Source organism: Bacillus litorisediminis, assembly GCF_022808645.1.
GTDB lineage: Bacteria > Bacillota > Bacilli > Bacillales > JC228 > Bacillus_BF > Bacillus_BF litorisediminis.
The window spans coordinates 20,948-41,229 of the sequence record NZ_JAKZKT010000038.1; the positions used below are offsets into that span (position 1 = coordinate 20,948).

The following is a 20,282-nucleotide window of genomic DNA, read 5'->3' on the forward strand; positions in this document are numbered from 1 at the left end:
GCGCTAGTCAAGTTTTCTTTATAGAAATAGGAGGACCATCATGCTCGGATCGAAAGTAGAAAATCTGTTTCATGTATTAGACCAAACAACGGAGATCTTAATGCAATCCTGTCAGCTAACCTACCTGGAAGCTCTAGTGGAAACGGGTGAAAATCTATTTCAGGGAGACATTTTACAACCGGTGGATGACGTTGCGAAAAAAAGAATGGAAAAGCTTTATCAGTCGATTAAGCTTGAAATGCTCTCAAAAGAAGAAATCCGAAGAGCTTTTCAGCTTGTAACCCTAAAAGGGATGAGAGATTATGTTCAGCCCCATCACCAAATGACACCTGATTCAATTGGAATCTTAATTAGCGGTCTTCTGCGAGAATTTCTAATCAACGGGCATATTGAAACATTTACTTTACTGGACCCAGCTGTAGGAACGGGCAATTTAGTCGCAACGATCCAAAACCAATTATCAGATTACGCAATAGAGGCATATGGTGTTGAAGTCGATGATGTATTACTTAAATTAGCCTATGTGCAAGCCAATCTCCAGGAGCAGTCGATTCAATTATATAATCAAGATGCTCTGGAGCCTTTGTTCATTGATCCTGTCGATGTGGTTGTGAGTGATTTGCCAGTCGGATATTATCCGCGCAAAGAATTTGCAAAAGAGTACCAGCTTGACCGCGAAGAAGGCCATGCCTTTAGCCATTACCTGTTCATTGAACAGAGTCTGAAACATACCAAGCCGGGGGGGCTTCTATTTTTTGTCATCCCTAACGATTTGTTTGAAGGGGAAGATGCTGCAAAACTTCATGCGTTCCTAAAGGAACATGCTTTTATTCAAGGCCTGATTCAGTTGCCTCTTTCAATGTTTAAAAATGAGAGAAATGCAAAGAGTATTTTTATACTAAAAAAGAAAAAAGAAGGGGAAGCTCCGCCGAAAAAAGTATTTATGGCACAAATGCCGAAATTGACAAATAAAAATGCGGTTCAGGATATCATTTCTCAAATTCGCATCTGGTTACGTGAAGAGGCCAAATAAAAAGGGAAAGCTCAAACAGAACTTTCCACTTGCAAATAAAAATATCCCCTGCTTTAATGAGTAAGGAAAGTTTTAAGGTTGATTGGACACCATAAGAAAAGCAAAACAATAGGTAGGAGCGTTTAATTATGTCAAAAATACTGGCTGTTAATGCTGGCAGTTCATCATTAAAATTTCAGCTCTTCCAAATGCCGGAAGAGATTGTGATAACGAAAGGCTTAATCGAGCGAATCGGTCTTAAAGATTCTGTCTTTACCATTACTGTAAACGGGGAAAAGGTGAAAAAAGTTCTAGATATAAAAGACCATTCAGAAGCGGTGGCTCTTTTGTTAGAGCAGCTGACTGGCCAAGGAATTATAAAGAGTTTAGATGAAATCAATGGAGTCGGGCACCGAGTTGTTCATGGCGGGGAAATCTTCTATGATTCAGCTATTATAACGGATAAGGTCATTGCGCAAATTGATGAGCTTTCCGAATTGGCTCCCTTGCATAACCCCGCAAATCTAACTGGGATTTTGGCATTTAAACATGTGTTGCCGAATGTCCCTGCTGTTGCCGTATTTGATACAGCATTTCACCAGACTATGCCCGAAAGTTCTTATTTATATAGTTTGCCTTACGAATTCTACAAAAATTATGGAATCCGTAAATATGGGTTCCATGGGACGTCCCATAAATATGTATCCGAAAGAGCAGCTGAGCTATTAGGTCGTCCGGTTGAACAATTGCGGCTGATTTCCTGCCATTTAGGGAATGGGGCAAGCATTGCGGCCATTGAAGGCGGAAAATCAGTCGATACATCTATGGGATTTACACCTTTAGCTGGAGTTGCCATGGGAACCCGTTCAGGAAATATTGACCCCGCTTTAATTCCTTATATCATGGAAAAAACAAATAAAACTGCGGATGAAGTAATTGAAATCTTAAATAAAAAAAGCGGGATGCTTGGTATTTCAGGTTTTTCAAGCGATCTTCGAGATATTGAAGAAGCATCGAAGGAAGGAAATGAGCGTGCTGAATTAGCGCTTGAGGTATTTGCCAACCGCATTCATAAATATTTAGGATCCTATGCTGCCCGTATGAATGGTGTAGATGCCATTATTTTTACTGCAGGGATCGGTGAAAATAGTGACGTGATTCGCGCAAAAGTGTTAAAAGGATTAGAATTTATGGGAGTATACTGGGATCCTGCTCTTAATAAAGTTCGGGGTGAGGAAGCTTCTATCAGTTATCCTCATTCACCTGTAAAAGTTTTAGTTATACCTACTAATGAAGAAGTTATGATAGCTAGAGATGTCGTGCGGTTAACCCAAAAATAATAAAGAATGAAAGGGTCAGTCTAACAGAGGCTGACCCATTTTTTGAACAAATAATCCTTCTTCATCTGTGCTATACTTTTTTTAAAGAGTTGAGTGGAGGGATTGTTTTGGAGCACTCAAAATTTCATCAAACGGCATGGGAGAACGTGTTACAATGGGAAAAAAATTTAGTTGAATATCAAGGGAATGATTTTGAAAGAACCTATGAACGCTGGTTAAACCAAGCTTTTGAAGCTCTTCCTGATTACTGGAAAGACCCTATTACACAATCAATTGATCAATGGATTTTTCACATATATGCCCTCTTTCATGAAACATCGATTCAAAATGAAGCAAAGGAACGAATCCTTTCAACAGCAAAAGCTTTCAATGACGAAATCCAAAACTTTGAAGATCTCAAGAATCTTCCGCTTTCCCAATTAAATTATATTGCTGATCGAGAACAATCGAAACATAGAATCTATTCGATCATTCAGGGTGGACTGGTAGGCACAGGGAGAACGATTTTTTCTTCAATCAGTATTCCTGTAACTTTAATTAACAATATTAGAGTTGTACAGCTTATGTCTTATATTTATGGATATGATTTATCTTCACCCTATGAATTAATGACCTCCTTAAAAGTATTCCATGCAGCCACATTGCCAAAGCGATATCAGGGTGAAGCGTGGCTTTCTTTAAAAAATGATTTACTCCAAAAAGAGAAGAATTCGTCCTATTTTTACGACGGGGAAGAGCAAATCATCTCGAAGGAATGGATTGAATTCGGAATGGATGAATTGATTAAATTAGTTGCTATTCAGCTGTTTCAGCCAAAAAAGGATGGAAGGTTCCCGCTTCTCAGCGTAGTTATGGGGGTACAATTTCAATACAGCCTTTCAAAAAGAGTTGCAAGTTTTGCTCATCACTATTACATGTATCGCTATTTACTCCAGCATAAAAATAAAGTAGAAAAGCCATAAGAATGGAAACACATACCTGTTATACTGCTTTTTACTATTCATTTTTCTGCTCTGGTTCGGCCAAATTACAATTATAGTCCTTCGAAAGGGGAATATAACATTGAAAAAGGATCCGAACGAAAAGTTTTATTACGATGAAGAAGGAGTAAATGAAATAAGAGATCAAATAATGGGAGCCTATGCGTCTGGCGTGATTGATAATCCCAAGGCGCAATCCAATATGTACAACGAACAGCCTCATGACGAGGCAGAAGACTTTGAATATTAAGAGGCCGATCGAATGATCGCCTCTATTTTGTTAGGGGAAAAGCCTTTGTAAGGGCTTTCAATAAATAGTGGACAATCTATATTTTCCTTTCTAAAATAAAGTGGTATGATGAAATCAAATAACAGAAAATATTTCCACAACATACAGGAGGGTATGGAATCATGCGTATTGGTGTTCCTCGAGAAATAAAAAATAATGAAAATCGGGTGGCTCTTACACCAGCTGGTGTATTCCACTTAGTGGAGAATGGACATGAAGTTTTCATAGAGACCAATGCTGGGGCAGGTTCAGGCTTTTTAGATGATGAATATGTACAAGCCGGGGCAAGAATTGTGAACACAGCCGAAGAGGCCTGGTCTTATGATATGGTGATGAAAGTAAAAGAGCCGCTGCCAAGTGAATACGTGTATTTTAGAGAAGGGCTTATTTTATTTACGTATTTACATTTAGCTGCTGAACCAGAATTAACGAAGGCGCTAGTTGAAAATAAAGTAATCGGGATTGCCTATGAAACAGTTCAGCTGCCAAACCGTTCCCTGCCATTATTAACACCTATGAGTGAAGTAGCGGGACGAATGGCTCCGCAAATCGGTGCACAATTTTTAGAAAAAGTCAACGGAGGCAGAGGGATTTTACTGGCTGGAGTTCCAGGAGTATCCCGCGGTAAAGTAGCCATTATTGGCGGCGGGGTTGCCGGTACCAATGCTGCAAAAATCGCTGTCGGACTTGGAGCTCAAGTGACTATCTTAGATATCAACCCAGATCGATTAAGAGAGCTGGACGATATTTTTGGAAATAGTATTACGACTCTAATGTCCAATCCTTTCAATATTGCTGAGGCGGTTAAAGAAGCTGACTTGGTGATTGGAGCTGTTTTAATACCGGGAGCGAAGGCGCCAAGGCTAGTTACTGAAGAAATGGTTAGATCTATGAAAGAGGGAAGCGTTATTGTAGATGTTGCAATCGATCAGGGAGGAATTTTCGAAACAACTGACCGCATTACAACACATGATGACCCGACCTATACAAAACATGGTGTCGTACATTATGCAGTAGCTAATATTCCCGGAGCCGTACCAAGAACTTCAACGATTGCACTTACGAATGTAACTGTACCGTATGCGATTCAAATTGCGAACAAAGGATATCAGCGTGCATGTTTAGATAATCAGGCACTATTTAAAGGAATTAATACTTTAAATGGCTATGTAACATATCAGGCCGTAGCTGACTCACTAGGGTTAGATTATAAAGATGCGAAAGAATTGTTTTAAGTAACAATGAGCTTTTATCAAAGAGGCTGTCCCCTCGTTATTTTAGGGGAGCCTCTTTTCTTGCTGAAATGGCAGAAATACTGGAGCAGACAAAAATGATAATTAATCCAAAAGATATACTGACATCATTCAAATAGTTTGATAAGCTTATCATAGCTTATCAAACTGAATATCAAGATACTGCTAGGGGGGCCCCGAATGCGTGGGCTGAGAGGAAAGCGCGAGAAAGCTTTCCGACTCTTATGGACCTGATCTGGGTAATACCAGCGGAGGGAAGCAGGCTTTAAGCTTTGTTTATAATCTTTAACCTTAAGCCAGGTCCATTACTGAGGATCTGGCTTTTTGTATTTTATTACGATGTCTCTTCGTGATAAGCCATCAGTCTCCCCCTTCAGGAAGGAGGTTATATGAATAGGACACGATTATTGGCGTTAATGGCACTATTTGTAGCGATTGGAACGCTTGGTTCCCATTTGCTTTGGTTCCCTGCAGGCGTAGCCAAAGCTTATCCTGTCCAGCATGCAGTTAATGTGCTAGCAGCAGTGATTCTTGGCCCTTTACCAGCAACAGCAGTTGCATTCATGATTGGGCTGCTCCGAAATTTGCTTGGCTTCGGTACAATCCTTGCTTTTCCAGGCGGAATGATTGGTGCGTTCCTGGCAGGAGTGCTTTATCTAAAATTCGGCAAAAAAATATGGGCTGCTGCAGGAGAAGTTGTCGGTACAGGAATTATCGGGGCTCTTATAGCTGTTCCGATTGCAAAGATTTTGATGGGCACTGTGGCTGGTGTATTTTTCTTTATCCCGCCTTTTCTTATCAGCAGCTTGACTGGTGCCGTTATTGCATCGCTCATATTGGCCAAGGTAAAGCAAAGTAATGTAATGCAGAACAGTGGTTTTTTTAAGAGAGAACTCTAGATCTGAACACAATAAGGAGGATTTTTTTATGACTTTTAGTGAACTGCTCCGTAAAGAAAATGATGATCTTTTCCAGTTGATTTTCCAGCATCCGTTTGTACAGGGTATCGGAAAAGGGAATGTTCCAAAAGAGGCTCTGGCCCATTATATTAAGGCTGACTTTGAGTATTTAAATGCATTTATGCATATTTACGGGATTGCGATTTCAAAGTCACCCAAGAGAAAGGATATTGCCTATTTTAATCAGCAAATTGAATTTGTACTCAACAGTGAAATTCACCCGCATCATAACTTCTGTCAGCAAATTGGAGTGGAGTACGAAACGTTGCAGGGCTTTCCGCTTCCTCCGACGGCTGATCATTATGTGAAGCATATGATGTATCATGCCTATTCAGGCGGACTCGGAGAGATTTTGGCTGCGCTCCTTCCATGTCCTTGGACGTATTGGGAAATTGGGTTGGAACTTATGAAACAATATGAACCTCAAGAGGACCATCCATTTTATCCTTGGATCTCTTTTTATGCAAATCCAAGGGTCGAGTCAGTGACAATGAATATGCGGAACCGATTAGATGAGCTTGCAGAAGCCGCATCACCAGAAGTAAAAGATCGAATGAGAGATGCATTTCGAAAAAGCTGCCAACTGGAGCTTGGTTTCTGGGAAATGGCATACACTTGTGAGGAATGGCCAGCTGGAAAGCAGGTATTGAAATAGGACGGAAGCTACTGGATATAGAAATAACGATCGAAGACTGAGCAGACAAAATGAAGAAATCGCGAATTCGCCGATTTCTTCATTTGTCTTCAAATTTTACACAATTAGCAGTTCCTTTGGATATTTAGTCAGGACCAGTGGTTCGTGTTCGGTCACGATAATATCATCTTCAATTCGAACACCTGCGACATTTGGCACGTAAATGCCAGGTTCAATCGTGAAGCACATTCCTTTTACTAATGGCAATTGATTTTGTCCAGTTAAGGATGGGTATTCATGAACACTTAATCCTAATCCATGACCAAGCCGATGCGTAAAATAGTCTCCATAGCCAGCTTCTTTTATGTAATTGCGGGCAATTGCATCAAGATCAGCACAGGTTTTTCCAATTTTTGCAGCTTGGATTGCTTTCATTTCTGCATTTTTAACTGTTTCATAAATTTTAGCCTGTTCGTCACTGATGTCACCAAAGGCAACGGTTCTTGTAATATCAGAGCAGTAGCCTTCATAAATAACGCCCAAGTCAAACAAGACCAAGTCGCCTTTTTGAACCTTGGTTGCTCCAGGTGTGCCGTGAGGAGAAGCAGCATTTGCCCCAGTTAACACCATTGTAGTAAAGGACATTTGACGAACGCCTTTTTTCTTTACCTCATATTCAATTTGGGCAATCACTTCCATTTCTGTGATTCCCTCACGCAGTGATTTTACACCGACGTCAACTGCAAAATCTGCGAGTTCACAGGCTTTTTGGATTTTTTGAATTTCGTCCTCATCTTTTACCATGCGAAGCATTTGTAATTTGTCTTCAAGAGAAACCCATTTTGTCTCAGGAAATGCCTTTAGAAGACTCTCATACCTCAGTACATGAAGATGTTCCTTTTCCAGTGCCACACATGCAACCTGACTTGTTCTTTTTTTAATTTCATTGCTTAACAATTCCATTGAATCGTCCGTATCCAAATAACCGATGACTTCAGCGTGGGGTGCAGCTTTTTTCGCATCATGAACCTCCATAGCAGGGCATATAAGGATTGGCTGCTGGTTTTTCAAGCTAACATAGGCTAGTAAACGTTCATGAGGATCACTATAAAAGCCCGACAGGTAAAACACATTAAACTTTGAGGTTACAATGGATACATCTACGTTTGACTCATTCATCCAAGCTTGTAAGGCTTCATTTTTTTTATTCATCTGATTCCCTCCTGCTATAAAGATTATCAGTAGTTTTAAGTTAAGTAAATCTGCTATTATTTAAGAGCAGTATAGGAAAAAGTGGAGAATAGCAGGAATACTAGGGTCCTTTGGTGAAAGAAATTAAGGAGAAATCAATGAAGGGAGAAAAAAATCATGAAAGTTTCGTATCATGGACACTCAGTCGTTAAAGTTAGTGTGAATGAAAAAGTGATTTTAATCGACCCATTTATTAACGGGAATAGCCTGACGGATTTAAAAGTTGAAGAAGAAGCACCTGACTTCATACTACTTACACATGGTCATGGAGATCATATTGGCGATACTGTGGAACTGGCAAAAAAGAAAAATGCGCTTGTCATCGCAAACAATGAAATTGCCAATTATTTAAGCTGGCAAGGACTTAACACTCACGCAATGCATATCGGCGGGAAGTGTGATTTTGAATTTGGAACAGTTAAACTGACTCAGGCTTTTCATGGGTCTGCCATTATTACAGAAGATCAGCAGATTATATATTTAGGCATGCCGACAGGAATTCTTTTAACGATTGAAGGGAGAACAATCTATCATGCAGGGGATACCGGACTCTTTTCAGATATGAAGTTAATCGGAGAGCGTCATCCAATTGATTTGGCATTCTTGCCTATTGGAGATAACTTTACAATGGGACCTGAAGATGCGGCTTATGCGGCAGAGTTGTTGCAGGCTAAACAGGTGGTTCCAATTCATTACAATACATTCCCGCCTATTAAACAAGATCCGCATGAGTTTGTAGAATTGTTAAAAGACAAAAATGGCTTGGTCATGAATCCTGGAGATTCTATAGAATTATAAGCTTCTACCCCACTCCTTGTCCGCATAGAATTATAGAAGACTGAAGGAGGAGAGGGAAAATGAAGAACCGCTACATACTGCAGCTTTTAATATGTGGAGTGATGATGTATTATGCAATCCCGAGGCTTGATGTGTATGCAAGCGGGCCGGAAGGGGTCTTTGCCATTAGTTGGGTGGCATTTGCTCTGTTGGTTTTATCCGGCAGCTTAATCGGGCTGCTTTATACGCCAAAACAGGAATCACAGCCTAGAAAAGTGATTCAGCGTCCAGTCAGAATGAACAAAAAGAAATCACTCCGGTCGTATTCTTAAAACTCCTCATACCAGGGGAGTTTCTTTTTTTATACAGTGAAACAGAAGAACCGTCCCTCTGTTTACAAATTGAATGAACTACTGGTAAATTTTATAATAAGCAAAAGGAAAATATAGTGGGTGAAGCGGTTGTTAACAAAGCATGAGCAAATTTTACAATATATTACAGATCTTCCGGTGGGGGAGAAAATCTCAGTCCGGAAAATTGCAAAAGATTTAAAGGTAAGTGAAGGTACAGCCTATCGGGCAATCAAGGATGCGGAAAATCAGGGAATTGTCAGTACGATTGAGCGGGTCGGGACAATCCGGATTGAAAAAAAGAAAAAAGAGAATATTGAAAGACTGACCTTTGCGGAAGTGGTCAATATTGTCGATGGACAAGTTCTAGGCGGAAAAGCAGGATTACATAAAACCTTGACGAAGTTTGTTATAGGGGCAATGAAACTTGAAGCGATGATGCGCTATACAGGAGCCGGTAACTTGCTGATTGTCGGAAATAGGGTAAAAGCTCACGAATTGGCTTTAAAAGCAGGTGCTGCTGTTCTCGTAACAGGCGGGTTTGACACGGAAGACAGTGTTAAAAAATTAGCGGATCAATTAGAACTTCCGGTTATTTCAACCAGTTATGACACCTTTACGGTTGCATCCATGATTAATCGTGCAATCTATGATCAATTAATCAAAAAGGAGATTCTAACGGTAGAAGATATCTTAACACCGTTAGATGAAACGTATTATCTGCATGTAGAAGACCGGGTGTCGGAATGGCATGCCAATAATCAAACATCCCTTCACAGCCGATTCCCCGTGGTAGACGACCAAAGAAAAGTGGTTGGGGTTGTAACAGCAAAGGATGTCATCGGAAAGGATCCAACAATCTTCATTGAAAAGATTATGACCAGGCACCCGATGACTGCGAATTTAAAAACCAGTGTTGCTTCTGTTGCGCATACAATGATTTGGGAAGGTATTGAAATGCTCCCTGTCGTCGATGATTACCATAAGCTTGTCGGGATCATTAGCAGACAGGATGTTTTAAAAGCCCTTCAGGTTACGCAAAGGCAGCCGCAGGTTGGAGAAACCATTGAAGATTTAATTGGAAGCCGGTTTCATGTGGTGAAAGACCAGGAAGTCTACCAATTTGAAGTTACACCGCAAATGACCAACTCACTTGGTACTGTGTCGTATGGTGTATTTACATCAATAGTAACAGAGAGTGCTAACAGGGTTTTAAAAAATAACAAAAAAGGGGATCTTGTTGTCGAAAACATGACTCTCTATTTTTTAAAGCCAATCCAGCTAGATAGTGTGTTAACGATTATTCCAAAGGTTTTGGAGTCAGGAAGAAAGTTTGGAAAAGTGGATATTGAAGTTTTTAATGAAGGAGTTTTAGTTGGTAAGGCCCTCCTCATGTGTCAGCTTATTGACCGTTAATTTTAGAATTTAAAAGGGTGTTCACGAAAGATTGTTGCTGTCTGGAGCGAAATGGAACGGACATGTTTTCCTCCAATAAACACAACAAAGTATGCGAAAACAGCCATTAAAAAAGAAGCTTCTGTTTCTGAAGCTTCTTATAAGGAGACATTTTCACTTTTGAAGTTGTTCTGATTCTTTTATTACTAGCGGCAAGTAGTATTTATACATTTTATAACCACCGATTACCGATAACAAACCAACGATTAAAAAGATAGCGGCAATCACATAGGTAACGGTCTCTTTTGGATAGAGGAATACCTGATTGATCCCAAAAAGAAGAACAAATGCACCAAGACAAATACTGCTTTTACCAGATATCCATTTTTTCTCAATCGGACGTTGGCTCCGAACTTGTTTCACCTTAAAATAAACATAAAAGGCTAATGAAAAAATAATTAAAATGACCAATACAGGCATTTTGCTTTAACCTCCTAACCTTAACTGCACTTTTTATTTTACATGTGTCAGAAATGAGAATGCAACGAATTGCGAATTTTTATCGGTAAATAATGTGAACAAGCTGTGAAAATGAAAAGGGGGTTGTACCCGTGATTGACAAAATTGACAAAATTTTAGAAGCCATCAAAAAGTACGAAACTATTATTATACATCGCCATGTGCGTCCTGACCCGGATGCATATGGATCACAGGGTGGATTAGCCGAGATTATAAAAGCTAGCTTCCCGGAAAAAAAAGTATACACGGTAGGGGATGATGAGCCTACTCTTCATTTTCTGCGGAGAATGGACGTTATTGATGATGATGTTTATCAGCATGCACTCGTAATCGTATGCGATACTGCCAATACCGAAAGAGTAAGTGACCAGCGGTATTCAACTGGTGACTTGCTTATCAAAATTGATCACCATCCAAATGAGGATCCATACGGAGATATCATGTGGGTTGATACAACGGCCAGTTCTGTCAGTGAGATGATATATGAATTTTACTTGACGGCTAAAGAGCAAGGCTTAAAAATGACAGATGAAGCAGCCAGATTACTTTATGCAGGGATTGTTGGCGATACAGGAAGATTTCTCTATCCAAGTACAACAGAAAAGACTTTTGCCTTTGCAAGCGAGCTGATTCATTACGAATTTTCCAGAACTCATCTTTATAATCAGCTCTATGAAACTCCATTAAATGTTGTCAAGCTGCAAGGTTTTATCTTGCAGGAATTTGAGTTGCTGGATTATGGAACGGCATCCATCCAAATCACAAAAGAGACACTGGACAAATATAACTTAACTCCAGCTGAAGCTTCCAGTCTCGTTAGTTCGTTAGGGAACATTGCCGGAATTGTCGCCTGGGTATTTTTTATTGAGGAAGAGGATCAAATTAGAGTCCGCTTCCGGTCAAAGGGTCCAGTCATCAATAGTATTGCCAAAAAATACGGCGGCGGCGGTCATCCATTAGCAGCTGGTGCGTCAATATATAGCTGGGAGGCTGCTGATCAGGTCCTTCAAGATTTGCTTGACGCCTGTAAAGACCATGCAAAAACCGAGCAAATCACCGATTAAAAACGATGGGGTCTGATCCCGCACATGTTGAGAGACAGACACTTTGCCGCTTAGGCCAGATCAATGGTTACTTCGATATAAAGAGTGGTATATAAAAATAATTCATCTAAATGAAGCTTGTATTTTTTATTATCGACTTGAAATACCTTGGTTTCGATTGCCTTTTTTAAAAGGTCTTTACTGTCGTATATAGTCCCCAGTTTTTTGGCCTTTAACACGTTTAAGTCTTCTTCAAGTAAGCTTATGATTTTCTGTTCCTGAAGGAGAGAAAGATCAAGTTTTCTGTTGCGGATCAGCTTTATCTGAATCTCTTCCACCGTTAATTCCTTTCCTAGTTCTTCGTTTACTTTTTGGTATTCCTCCTGCCAGTATTTTAAACTATTATTTAGATTTTCAATTTTGCTTGTTTGCTCTTCAATGATGGATGCTTGCTTTTCTTGGATCGTTCCGAACATATAAAGAAATATCATCCAGCTGATGACCCCGCCTAACGCCATTCCGCCGAGAAACCGCTGCCACGAAGGAATCCGATAAAATGGGGGGATTCTCATCCTTTCATTTCCCCTTGGGTAAGCCAGGTAATTAATGAAAAGCCGACTTGTGCACCCCAAAGGGCAGAAAGAATGAAAAGAAACTGTTTGAATAGTACTTTTGTATCCCCGTCCATCAATCCTTTTTCTAGACTATATACGGTATCAAATGTTCCTCCGATTGCAGCAATAATCGCCCAAATCCGCAAATTGGCCGAGAGTTCATAGGTTTCAGTAAGCATTGGTTTATTTGTGATAAATGCTGCAAATCCACCCAAAATTGAACCTCCAACAATGACCCCAAAGGCAATAAAAAATGCTTTAAATAAAGAAAAAAAGAAAGTTTCCTGCAGCATTTAACCACTCCTGTCTGAAAAGAAATGAGTGAATTCCTATTCTCTACATCTTATGGGGCAAGCCCTCTAATTATGAATTGGTATGTTTTCAATTGTCCGAGAGGAAGGATATAATGGAAAAAAGTAGGGGTAAAACAAGAGGAGTGGAACTCATGTCTTATGTCCATCTCTATGTAAAAAGTGCTTATAGCTTGCTGCAAAGTTCGCTGTCGATTGAGAGCTTAGTGTCAGAAGCTAAAGCGAAAGGCTTTTCAGCCATTGCATTAACTGATCATGATGTGATGTATGGAGTTTTTCCTTTTTATAAAGAATGTTTAAAACAAGGTATCAAACCAATCATTGGGCTTACAGCCGATATTGAGCAAGAACAGCAGGAAACGAGAACCGTTGTTTTATTGGCGAAAAATTTTACAGGCTATCAATCTTTAGTCAAAATTTCATCTGCGATTCAAACTAAAGCCTCAAAACGTTTACCGCTGAAATGGTTAAGAGCATATAATCAGGAGCTCATCGGAATTTTGGCTGACCTCCCAATAAAGACTAGTGATGAAATGCGCAAGAACGTTGATTATGAAGCCATAACAGCAATCATGAGGTGTTTCGAGCCGTCTTCGTTTTATGTTGGCATCAAAAGTGATGATTTGCTAATCCATGCAGATGCCGTAGAGGAATGTCTGGCAAACCAAATCGAATGTGTGGGCCTTCAGCCTGTGCATTATGGAAACCGTGAGGATGCATTTGTATACCGCTGTTTATCTGCGATTAGAGATGGAGTTAAGTTATCTGAACAAGGACAGGATCTTTCCTGGATAGAGGGGCGCGAATTAAAGTCTAAGGAAGAAATGGTTGAACTGTTCGATGCCTATCCAATGCTCCTGGAAAGTTCGGTTCGAATTGCTTCTCTATGCCAGATTGAATTCAAAGAACCAGAAACCCGGTTGCCGAAGTATCCTGTTCCAGAAGGGCGGACATCGGAAGCATTTCTGCGTGAATTGTGTCTTGAAGGACTGGAAAAAAGAGGAATCGATAAGAACCAGCGATACCTCGAACGCTTGCAGTATGAATTGAAAATTATTCAAGAGATGGGTTTTAGCGACTATTTTTTAATTGTATGGGATTTTATGCGTTATGCTCATGAACAGAAGATTCTAACAGGTCCGGGAAGAGGATCGGCAGCCGGGTCACTTGTATCTTACGTCCTTTTCATTACTGATGTTGACCCGATTGAACATGGTTTATTGTTTGAGCGGTTTCTTAATCCTGAAAGGGTTTCGATGCCTGATATTGATATTGATTTTCCTGACCATAAACGCGATCAGGTCATTGATTATGTCGTAAAAAAATATGGAAAAACACATGTTGCTCAAATTATTACATTCGGTACCTTTGCTGCTAAGGCTGCATTACGGGATGTAGCGAGAATTTTTGGATTATCCGGCAGTGAGCTGGAACAATTGTCGAGGTGGATTTCTAATTCATCTTCTTTACGGGAGGCTTACGAGCAATCAGAGCCTTTGCGGCAATGGATCGAAGCAAGTCCCCAGCATAAAAGGCTGTTTCAAACTGCAAGGAAAATTGAAGGATTGCCAAGACATACATCGACTCATGCTGCAGGTGTCGTGATGTCTGAATTCCCTCTTACAGATTTAGTGCCCTTGCAGGGAAGCGTTGAAGAAGCCTATCTCACTCAGTACCCAATGGAGATTTTAGAAGAATTAGGTCTTTTAAAAATGGATTTTCTGGGGCTTAGAAACTTAACAATTTTAGAAATGATCTTAGACTCTATTAAGCAATCGACGGGGAAAGAATTGAGTTTAAAGGAAATTCCTCCAAATGATCAGAAGACCTTTCAGCTCTTGGCCGACGGGAAAACGTCAGGCATATTCCAGTTAGAGAGCGATGGGATGAGAAGTGTTCTTCAGCGCTTAAAGCCTACTAGTTTTGAAGATATCGTTGCTGTAAATGCTTTGTACCGGCCAGGGCCAATGGAAAACATCCCTACATTTATAGCGCGAAAGCATGGCAAAGAGCCGATTGAATATTGGCATAGGGATGTAGCAGAAATTTTGCAGCCAACCTATGGTGTCCTAGTTTATCAAGAACAAATCATGCAGGTTGCTTCCAAAATGGCAGGTTTTTCACTGGGGGAAGCCGATTTATTAAGACGGGCGGTCGGCAAGAAAAAGAAAGAAGTACTTGATCAGGAAAGGGAACATTTTGTAAAAGGTGCAACGCAAAAGGGATATGATACACAAACAGCTAATCAAGTGTATGATTTCATTGTTCGGTTTGCCAATTATGGATTTAATAAAAGCCATGCGGTTGCCTATAGTTTAATTGCTTATCAGCTTAGTTATCTGAAAACACATTATCCGTTAGCTTTCATGGCTGCTTTATTAACCTCTGTGATCGGAAATGAGGATAAGACAAAGCAATATGTAACGGAGTTAAAAGAGATGGGTTTTTCTGTTTATCCGCCATCTCTTCACAAAAGCGGATATACCTACCTGGTTGAAAAAGAAGGTCTGCGATTTCCGCTTTCGGCAATAAAAGGTGTCGGGGTTGCCGCCGTACGTGAAATTTTTCAGGTCCGAAAAAGAAAAAATATTCAAGATTTCTTCGACTTCCTCTTATACGTATCACCAAAGGCAGTTAACCGCAAGACAGTTGAGAGTCTGATTTATGCGGGCGCATTCGATGAATTTAAGCAAACAAGGGCAACTCTTTTGGCATCGATTGATTCTGCTAACGAGTATGTAACTCTTGTAAAACCAAATGAGGATGAAATGGATTTATTTTATGAAGAGGCAGAATTATTGAAACCGAATTATCAAGTGATGGAAGAAATGCCGGCAGAAGCCATTTTAGAAAATGAAAAACGAGTACTGGGTTTATTTCTTTCACACCATCCTGTTACGCCATATCAGGCAGAGCTTACTAAATTAGGAATTAAGCCTTTAAGCACACTGAAAAATGGAGAACATCAGGTGAGAATAGGTGTATTTATCGCAGGTGTACGTGTCATTCGGACAAAAAAAGGCGAAGTTATGGCATTTTTAACAGTAAGTGATGAATCTGGAGAAATGGATGCCGTCTTATTTCCGAATACCTATAAAAAGTATTCGGGACATGTGAAAGAAGGGAATATCTTATTAGCCATTGGAAATGTTGACCAAAGAGCAGGAAAGAAGCAATTGATATTGAATGAATTATATAAGAAAGAAGAATGGGAAACCATTCAAAACAGGCTTCCCACCCTCTTTATTCATGTATTAGATAAAGAGCAATTATGGGAATTGAAAACAATTTTACTAAAGCATAAAGGAAGTGTACCTGTCATTTTGATCTATTCAAATCCTAAAAAAACGATTCGTTTAAAACGGGATTATTGGATATCACCAAATTCAAAAGCCCTGCAGGAAATCAAGGATTTAGTTGGACAAGAACAGGTGATTCTAAAAAGTTGAATCTTTACAAGATGTTTAGAATCGTTTATTGTTTTAAATATCACGTGGTCAGACCACTGTCTTAATGCTATCTTTTTTGACAGGCAGCTTCTAAATTCGAAGGAGTGGAAAACCGTTGACATTAAGAGAAGAAGCTTTACATATGCATCGTATTCATAAAGGAAAGTTAGAATCAAAGTCAAAAGTTCCCGTCCGAAATGCCAAGGATCTAAGTCTTGCTTATTCCCCTGGTGTTGCAGAGCCATGTAAAGTTATTTATGACAAGCCTGAAACGGTTTACGATTACACCATGAAAGGAAATATGGTTGCTGTTGTTTCCGACGGGACAGCTGTATTGGGGTTGGGCAATATTGGTCCAGAGGCTGCACTGCCTGTTATGGAAGGTAAGGCTGTTTTGTTTAAAAGCTTTGCAGGTGTTGATGCTTTTCCAATCTGTCTGAATACCACAGATGTAGATAAGATTGTCGAGACTGTGAAATTATTGGAACCTACCTTTGGAGGAGTGAATCTAGAAGATATTGCAGCTCCAAATTGTTTTGAAATTGAGGAAAGATTAAAAAAGGAAACGAATATTCCGATTTTCCATGATGACCAGCATGGGACAGCTATTGTCACAGCAGCAGGTTTAGTCAATGCGCTTAAGCTGGTAAATAAAAAAATGTCAGAAATTAAAGTAGTGGCTAATGGAGCAGGTGCCGCCGGAATTGCAATCATAAAACTCCTTTATCATTTTGGTGTCCGGGATATTATTATGTGTGATTCAAAAGGTGCCATATATGAAAACCGTTCATTTGGTATGAATGACATTAAAGCTGAGGTAGCAAAATTCACGAATCGAAATAGAGAAGAAGGAACCTTGAAAGATGCAATAAAAGGGGCAGATGTTTTTATCGGAGTGTCTGTTGCAGGTGCCTTAACGAGAGAAATGGTTGAGACGATGAATGAAAATCCCATTATTTTTGCAATGGCTAATCCGGTCCCAGAGATAATGCCAGAAGAAGCAAAGCTGGCGGGGGCTACTGTTATTGGAACAGGCCGCTCTGATTTTCCTAACCAGGTGAACAATGTTCTGGCATTCCCTGGAATCTTTAGAGGTGCTCTTGATGTTAGAGCAACTCATATTAATGAAGAGATGAAGATTGCTGCTGTTCACGCGATTGCAGACTTGATTGCCGAAGATGAACTAAATGCTGATTATGTTATTCCTGCTCCATTTGATAAAAGAGTCGCACCAGCAGTTGCCCAGGCAGTTGCAAAAGCTGCTATGGAAACAGGAGTTGCCCGAATTAAGGTGGACCCGGAAGAAGTTCGTATTCGTACAGAGCAGCTTTCGTTAATTGGGAAAAGTGAGTGAGCGAGCCTGTGACGAATCAAGCAGCTACAAAGGTATATATTGAAATTGTTGAACGCCTCCGGGATATGATTGCGAACGATGGCCTTGGCTCTGGAGACCGCATTCCTTCAGAACGGGAGCTTTCTGAACGATTGGGATATGGGCGCTCCAGCGTAAGAGAAGCCCTGCGCGCATTAGAACTATTAGGGTTAATCGAAACTCGCAGGGGTGAAGGAACGTTTATTAAAGATTTCCATGAACACCGGCTGGTAGAGCTCTTAGGAACTTTTATCTTACAAGGGCAAAAGGTCCGGAAAGATGCATTAGAATCTAAAATTTTGATTGAAAAGAGCTGTATTGAGCTTCTCTTTTTGAAAGGGCGGGAACATCTGCTTTCCCATATGCTAGAAAGTGAAAATGTAAGTTTCAATGAAATTATGGTAAAAATTGTAGAAGGCACTGATAATCGTCTGTTAAAAAAGATATGGAAGATATTATCAGAATACGTTTCATCTTTTCATCAGGATGATATCGATCAAAATCAAATACATTCCTTCGTTCAAGCAATAATCCAATCGGATCAGGAAGCCGCTTTAACTGCTTTTGATCAATTGCGTAATTTGTCGAAATAAAGGTGACAAAATAAGCCAACATTTTTGGAGCTAATTTAGTACAGTCAAGTATAAGAGATTTGGACGAGCTCTAATTATGAGAAGGTATTGTCGTCTTTAAAACAAGGAGGTTACACCTTGCTAAAAGATATTTTTACAAAACAAAAAAAGAGGAAATATGCAACAATCCCCTCGGAAGCGGCTAAGCATGACGTTCCTGAGGGTATTATGACGAAATGCCCCTCTTGTAAAAAAATTATGTTTACAAAAGAACTTGATAAGAATGAAAAGGTCTGTATTCAATGTGGCTATCACTTTCCGATGAATGCATTCGAAAGGGTTGAGAGTCTGCTTGATGAAAATAGTTTTACTGAGTATGATCGGGATTTAGTCTCAGAAAATCCTCTTGGGTTTCCTGGCTATATCGAAAAATTGGAGAAGGATCAAGACAAGACCAACCTTAATGAAGCGGTATTAACAGGAACAGGAACTATATCCAGCTATCCTATTTCCTTAGCTATTATGGATTCTCGTTTCCGTATGGGAAGCATGGGCTCGGTAGTGGGTGAAAAGATCACCCGTGCCATTGAAAGAGCAAGAGCTGAAAAGATTCCTTTTATCATTTTTACTGCTTCTGGCGGAGCGAGGATGCAAGAAGGAATTTTAAGTTTAATGCAAATGGCAAAAACAAGTGCAGCATTAAAAGCATTTAGTGAAGATGGAGGGCTCTTTATTTCGGTTATGACTCATCCCACTACGGGCGGTGTTTCGGCTAGCTTTGCTTCATTGGGAGACTATAATTTTGCAGAACCGGGTGCATTAATTGGTTTTGCTGGCCGAAGGATTATAGAACAAACAATCCGTGAAGAGCTTCCTGAAGACTTTCAAACTGCAGAGTTTCTCTTAAAACACGGGCAGTTGGATGCTGTTATTCCGAGACACGAAATGAAAGAAAAGCTTACCCAAGTTCTAGATATACATTGCGGAAGGAGGGAGCTTGAATGGTTGGAGAACTAGAATTTGAGCGTCCGATTAAAGAACTGAAAAATAAAATTAAAGAGCTCAAGTCTTTTACAGAAAAATCGGATGTGGACTTGTCAGATGAAATTACCAAGCTTGAAAACCGATTACTCAAGCTTGAAGAGGATATATACAGCCGTTTAAGTCCCTGGGATCGTGTGCAAATTGCAAGACATCCAGAACGTCCGACGGCTTTGGATTATATCTCTTTATTATTTCAAGATTTTTTTGAGTGTCATGGAGACAGGCTCTACGGTGATGATGAAGCGATTGTAGGCGGAATTGCAACGTTTCATGGTCTGCCTGTTACGATTATTGGCGAACAAAGAGGCAGAGATACAAAAGAAAATATTCGCCGTAATTTTGGTATGCCTCATCCGGAAGGATATCGAAAAGCGTTGCGCTTGATGAAGCAGGCTGAAAAATTCAATCGCCCGGTCATCAGTTTCATTGACACAAAAGGCGCTTATCCGGGAAAGGCAGCTGAGGAACGTGGCCAAAGTGAAGCAATAGCCAGAAATTTATTCGAGATGGCGGGTCTTAAGACACCTATTATTTGTATTGTAATTGGAGAAGGTGCAAGCGGCGGTGCTTTGGCTATAGGTGTAGGAAATCATATCCATATGCTGGAGAATTCATGGTATTCTGTTATTTCTCCTGAAGGAGCCGCATCCATCCTTTGGAAAGATGCGGGGCTTGCCAAAAAAGCTGCTGAATCTATGAAAATTACCGCACCTGATGTAAAGGAATTAGACATTATTGATCAAATTATTCCAGAAGTTCGCGGTGGTGCCCATCACGATATTAAGAAACAGGCAGAAGAAATTGATAAGGTGCTAATGGAATCTATTCGTGAATTATATAAATATTCGCCTGAGGAGTTAGTCGCTCAGCGTTACGGAAAATATAAAAAAATGGGTGCATTTCATTCGGTAAATCCTATCCTAAAGGAAACCCCTGTCAAAGCATAAACATTTATTTACAATTAGGGTCTGGGCAACCAGACCTCTCTTTTTGGTGCGCCCGGCATGGGCTATAACTTGGTGGTGAAAGTCCACTACAGGCTTGGCAGTAGGAACTGTTAGCTAAAGGCAAGGGTGTCCATCGTGAGGTGGAATCTGAAGGAAGCCGGAGGCAAAATC

At 40.1% G+C, this 20,282-nt stretch carries 20 protein-coding genes and 1 riboswitch; of the genes, 16 read left to right on the forward strand and 4 right to left on the reverse strand.

The genetic code is table 11. The features are described 5' to 3' along the window. The first annotated feature begins 40 nt into the window (after positions 1–40). The 7 genes from MLE14_RS16975 to tenA all read left to right on the forward strand — a co-directional run bounded on the left by MLE14_RS16975 (position 41) and on the right by tenA (position 6,488). Complete coding sequence (locus MLE14_RS16975; protein WP_243299606.1) at positions 41–1,033, forward strand: class I SAM-dependent methyltransferase; 993 nt, start codon at positions 41–43, stop codon at positions 1,031–1,033. A gap of 128 nt (positions 1,034–1,161) precedes the next feature. Further along, positions 1,162–2,352 carry an acetate kinase gene (locus MLE14_RS16980; protein ID WP_243299607.1) on the forward strand — a complete coding sequence of 397 codons (1,191 nt, stop codon included), beginning with the start codon at positions 1,162–1,164 and terminating at the stop codon, positions 2,350–2,352. 107 nt (positions 2,353–2,459) lie between these two features. After that, the gene (locus MLE14_RS16985; RefSeq protein WP_243299608.1) at positions 2,460–3,314 is read left to right on the forward strand and encodes an EcsC family protein; all 855 of its coding nucleotides are present in this window, start codon (positions 2,460–2,462) and stop codon (positions 3,312–3,314) included. A gap of 100 nt (positions 3,315–3,414) precedes the next feature. Further along, the gene (locus tag MLE14_RS16990; RefSeq protein ID WP_243299609.1) at positions 3,415–3,582 is read left to right on the forward strand and encodes a hypothetical protein; all 168 of its coding nucleotides are present in this window, start codon (positions 3,415–3,417) and stop codon (positions 3,580–3,582) included. A 161-nt stretch (positions 3,583–3,743) separates the two neighbouring features. Further along, positions 3,744–4,856, forward strand: coding sequence for an alanine dehydrogenase (gene ald / locus MLE14_RS16995; RefSeq protein ID WP_243299610.1), 1,113 nt, complete (start codon positions 3,744–3,746; stop codon positions 4,854–4,856). A 175-nt stretch (positions 4,857–5,031) separates the two neighbouring features. After that, positions 5,032–5,148: riboswitch (TPP riboswitch) on the forward strand. A gap of 115 nt (positions 5,149–5,263) precedes the next feature. After that, positions 5,264–5,773: an energy coupling factor transporter S component ThiW gene (thiW, locus tag MLE14_RS17000; RefSeq protein WP_243299611.1), complete on the forward strand. Its 510-nt coding sequence runs from the start codon at positions 5,264–5,266 to the stop codon at positions 5,771–5,773. Positions 5,774–5,801: 28 nt separating this feature from the next. Continuing rightward, complete coding sequence (tenA, locus tag MLE14_RS17005) at positions 5,802–6,488, forward strand: thiaminase II (protein ID WP_243299612.1); 687 nt, start codon at positions 5,802–5,804, stop codon at positions 6,486–6,488. A gap of 96 nt (positions 6,489–6,584) precedes the next feature. On the opposite strand, the gene MLE14_RS17010 is transcribed toward tenA, so the two are convergent. Beyond that, positions 6,585–7,679, reverse strand: coding sequence for a M24 family metallopeptidase (locus MLE14_RS17010; RefSeq protein ID WP_243299613.1), 1,095 nt, complete (start codon positions 7,677–7,679; stop codon positions 6,585–6,587). Positions 7,680–7,835: 156 nt separating this feature from the next. Here MLE14_RS17010 and MLE14_RS17015 point away from each other — a divergent pair, with 156 nt between their 5' ends. From MLE14_RS17015 to MLE14_RS17025, 3 genes are all read left to right on the forward strand, one after another. After that, complete coding sequence (locus MLE14_RS17015) at positions 7,836–8,516, forward strand: metal-dependent hydrolase (protein ID WP_243299614.1); 681 nt, start codon at positions 7,836–7,838, stop codon at positions 8,514–8,516. Between the two features lie 59 nt (positions 8,517–8,575). Continuing rightward, a complete protein-coding gene (locus MLE14_RS17020; RefSeq protein ID WP_243299615.1) occupies positions 8,576–8,827 on the forward strand; it encodes a hypothetical protein in 252 nt (83 codons plus the stop codon). Positions 8,828–8,956: 129 nt separating this feature from the next. Next, the gene (locus MLE14_RS17025) at positions 8,957–10,261 is read left to right on the forward strand and encodes a CBS domain-containing protein (RefSeq protein WP_243299625.1); all 1,305 of its coding nucleotides are present in this window, start codon (positions 8,957–8,959) and stop codon (positions 10,259–10,261) included. Positions 10,262–10,414: 153 nt separating this feature from the next. On the opposite strand, the gene MLE14_RS17030 is transcribed toward MLE14_RS17025, so the two are convergent. Continuing rightward, positions 10,415–10,720, reverse strand: coding sequence for a YtpI family protein (locus MLE14_RS17030; RefSeq protein WP_243299616.1), 306 nt, complete (start codon positions 10,718–10,720; stop codon positions 10,415–10,417). A gap of 131 nt (positions 10,721–10,851) precedes the next feature. Here MLE14_RS17030 and MLE14_RS17035 point away from each other — a divergent pair, with 131 nt between their 5' ends. Next, positions 10,852–11,823, forward strand: a complete 972-nt coding sequence (locus MLE14_RS17035) for a DHH family phosphoesterase (RefSeq protein ID WP_243299617.1) — start codon at positions 10,852–10,854, stop codon at positions 11,821–11,823. A 50-nt stretch (positions 11,824–11,873) separates the two neighbouring features. Here MLE14_RS17035 and ytrI read toward each other — a convergent pair whose 3' ends face one another. Both ytrI and MLE14_RS17045 read right to left on the reverse strand, forming a co-directional pair. Next, on the reverse strand, positions 11,874–12,374 hold the full coding sequence (gene ytrI / locus MLE14_RS17040) for a sporulation membrane protein YtrI (protein ID WP_243299618.1): 501 nt from the start codon (positions 12,372–12,374) through the stop codon (positions 11,874–11,876). After that, positions 12,371–12,709, reverse strand: a complete 339-nt coding sequence (locus tag MLE14_RS17045; protein ID WP_243299619.1) for a YtrH family sporulation protein — start codon at positions 12,707–12,709, stop codon at positions 12,371–12,373. Before MLE14_RS17045 ends, ytrI begins: the two co-directional genes overlap by 4 nt. A 113-nt stretch (positions 12,710–12,822) precedes the next feature. On the opposite strand from MLE14_RS17045, the gene dnaE reads away from it, so the two are divergent. The 5 genes from dnaE to accA all read left to right on the forward strand — a co-directional run bounded on the left by dnaE (position 12,823) and on the right by accA (position 20,111). Then, positions 12,823–16,176 carry a DNA polymerase III subunit alpha gene (gene dnaE, locus MLE14_RS17050; protein ID WP_243299620.1) on the forward strand — a complete coding sequence of 1,118 codons (3,354 nt, stop codon included), beginning with the start codon at positions 12,823–12,825 and terminating at the stop codon, positions 16,174–16,176. 115 nt (positions 16,177–16,291) lie between these two features. After that, positions 16,292–17,530 carry an NAD(P)-dependent malic enzyme gene (locus MLE14_RS17055; protein ID WP_243299621.1) on the forward strand — a complete coding sequence of 413 codons (1,239 nt, stop codon included), beginning with the start codon at positions 16,292–16,294 and terminating at the stop codon, positions 17,528–17,530. Continuing rightward, positions 17,527–18,141 carry a FadR/GntR family transcriptional regulator gene (locus MLE14_RS17060; RefSeq protein ID WP_243299622.1) on the forward strand — a complete coding sequence of 205 codons (615 nt, stop codon included), beginning with the start codon at positions 17,527–17,529 and terminating at the stop codon, positions 18,139–18,141. The genes MLE14_RS17055 and MLE14_RS17060 overlap by 4 nt, the downstream gene beginning before the upstream one ends. A gap of 117 nt (positions 18,142–18,258) precedes the next feature. Further along, entirely contained in the window at positions 18,259–19,137 is an 879-nt protein-coding gene (gene accD / locus MLE14_RS17065; RefSeq protein ID WP_243299623.1) for an acetyl-CoA carboxylase, carboxyltransferase subunit beta, read from the forward strand. Next, positions 19,122–20,111, forward strand: coding sequence for an acetyl-CoA carboxylase carboxyl transferase subunit alpha (accA, locus tag MLE14_RS17070; protein WP_243299624.1), 990 nt, complete (start codon positions 19,122–19,124; stop codon positions 20,109–20,111). Before accD ends, accA begins: the two co-directional genes overlap by 16 nt. Positions 20,112–20,282: the final 171 nt, after the last annotated feature.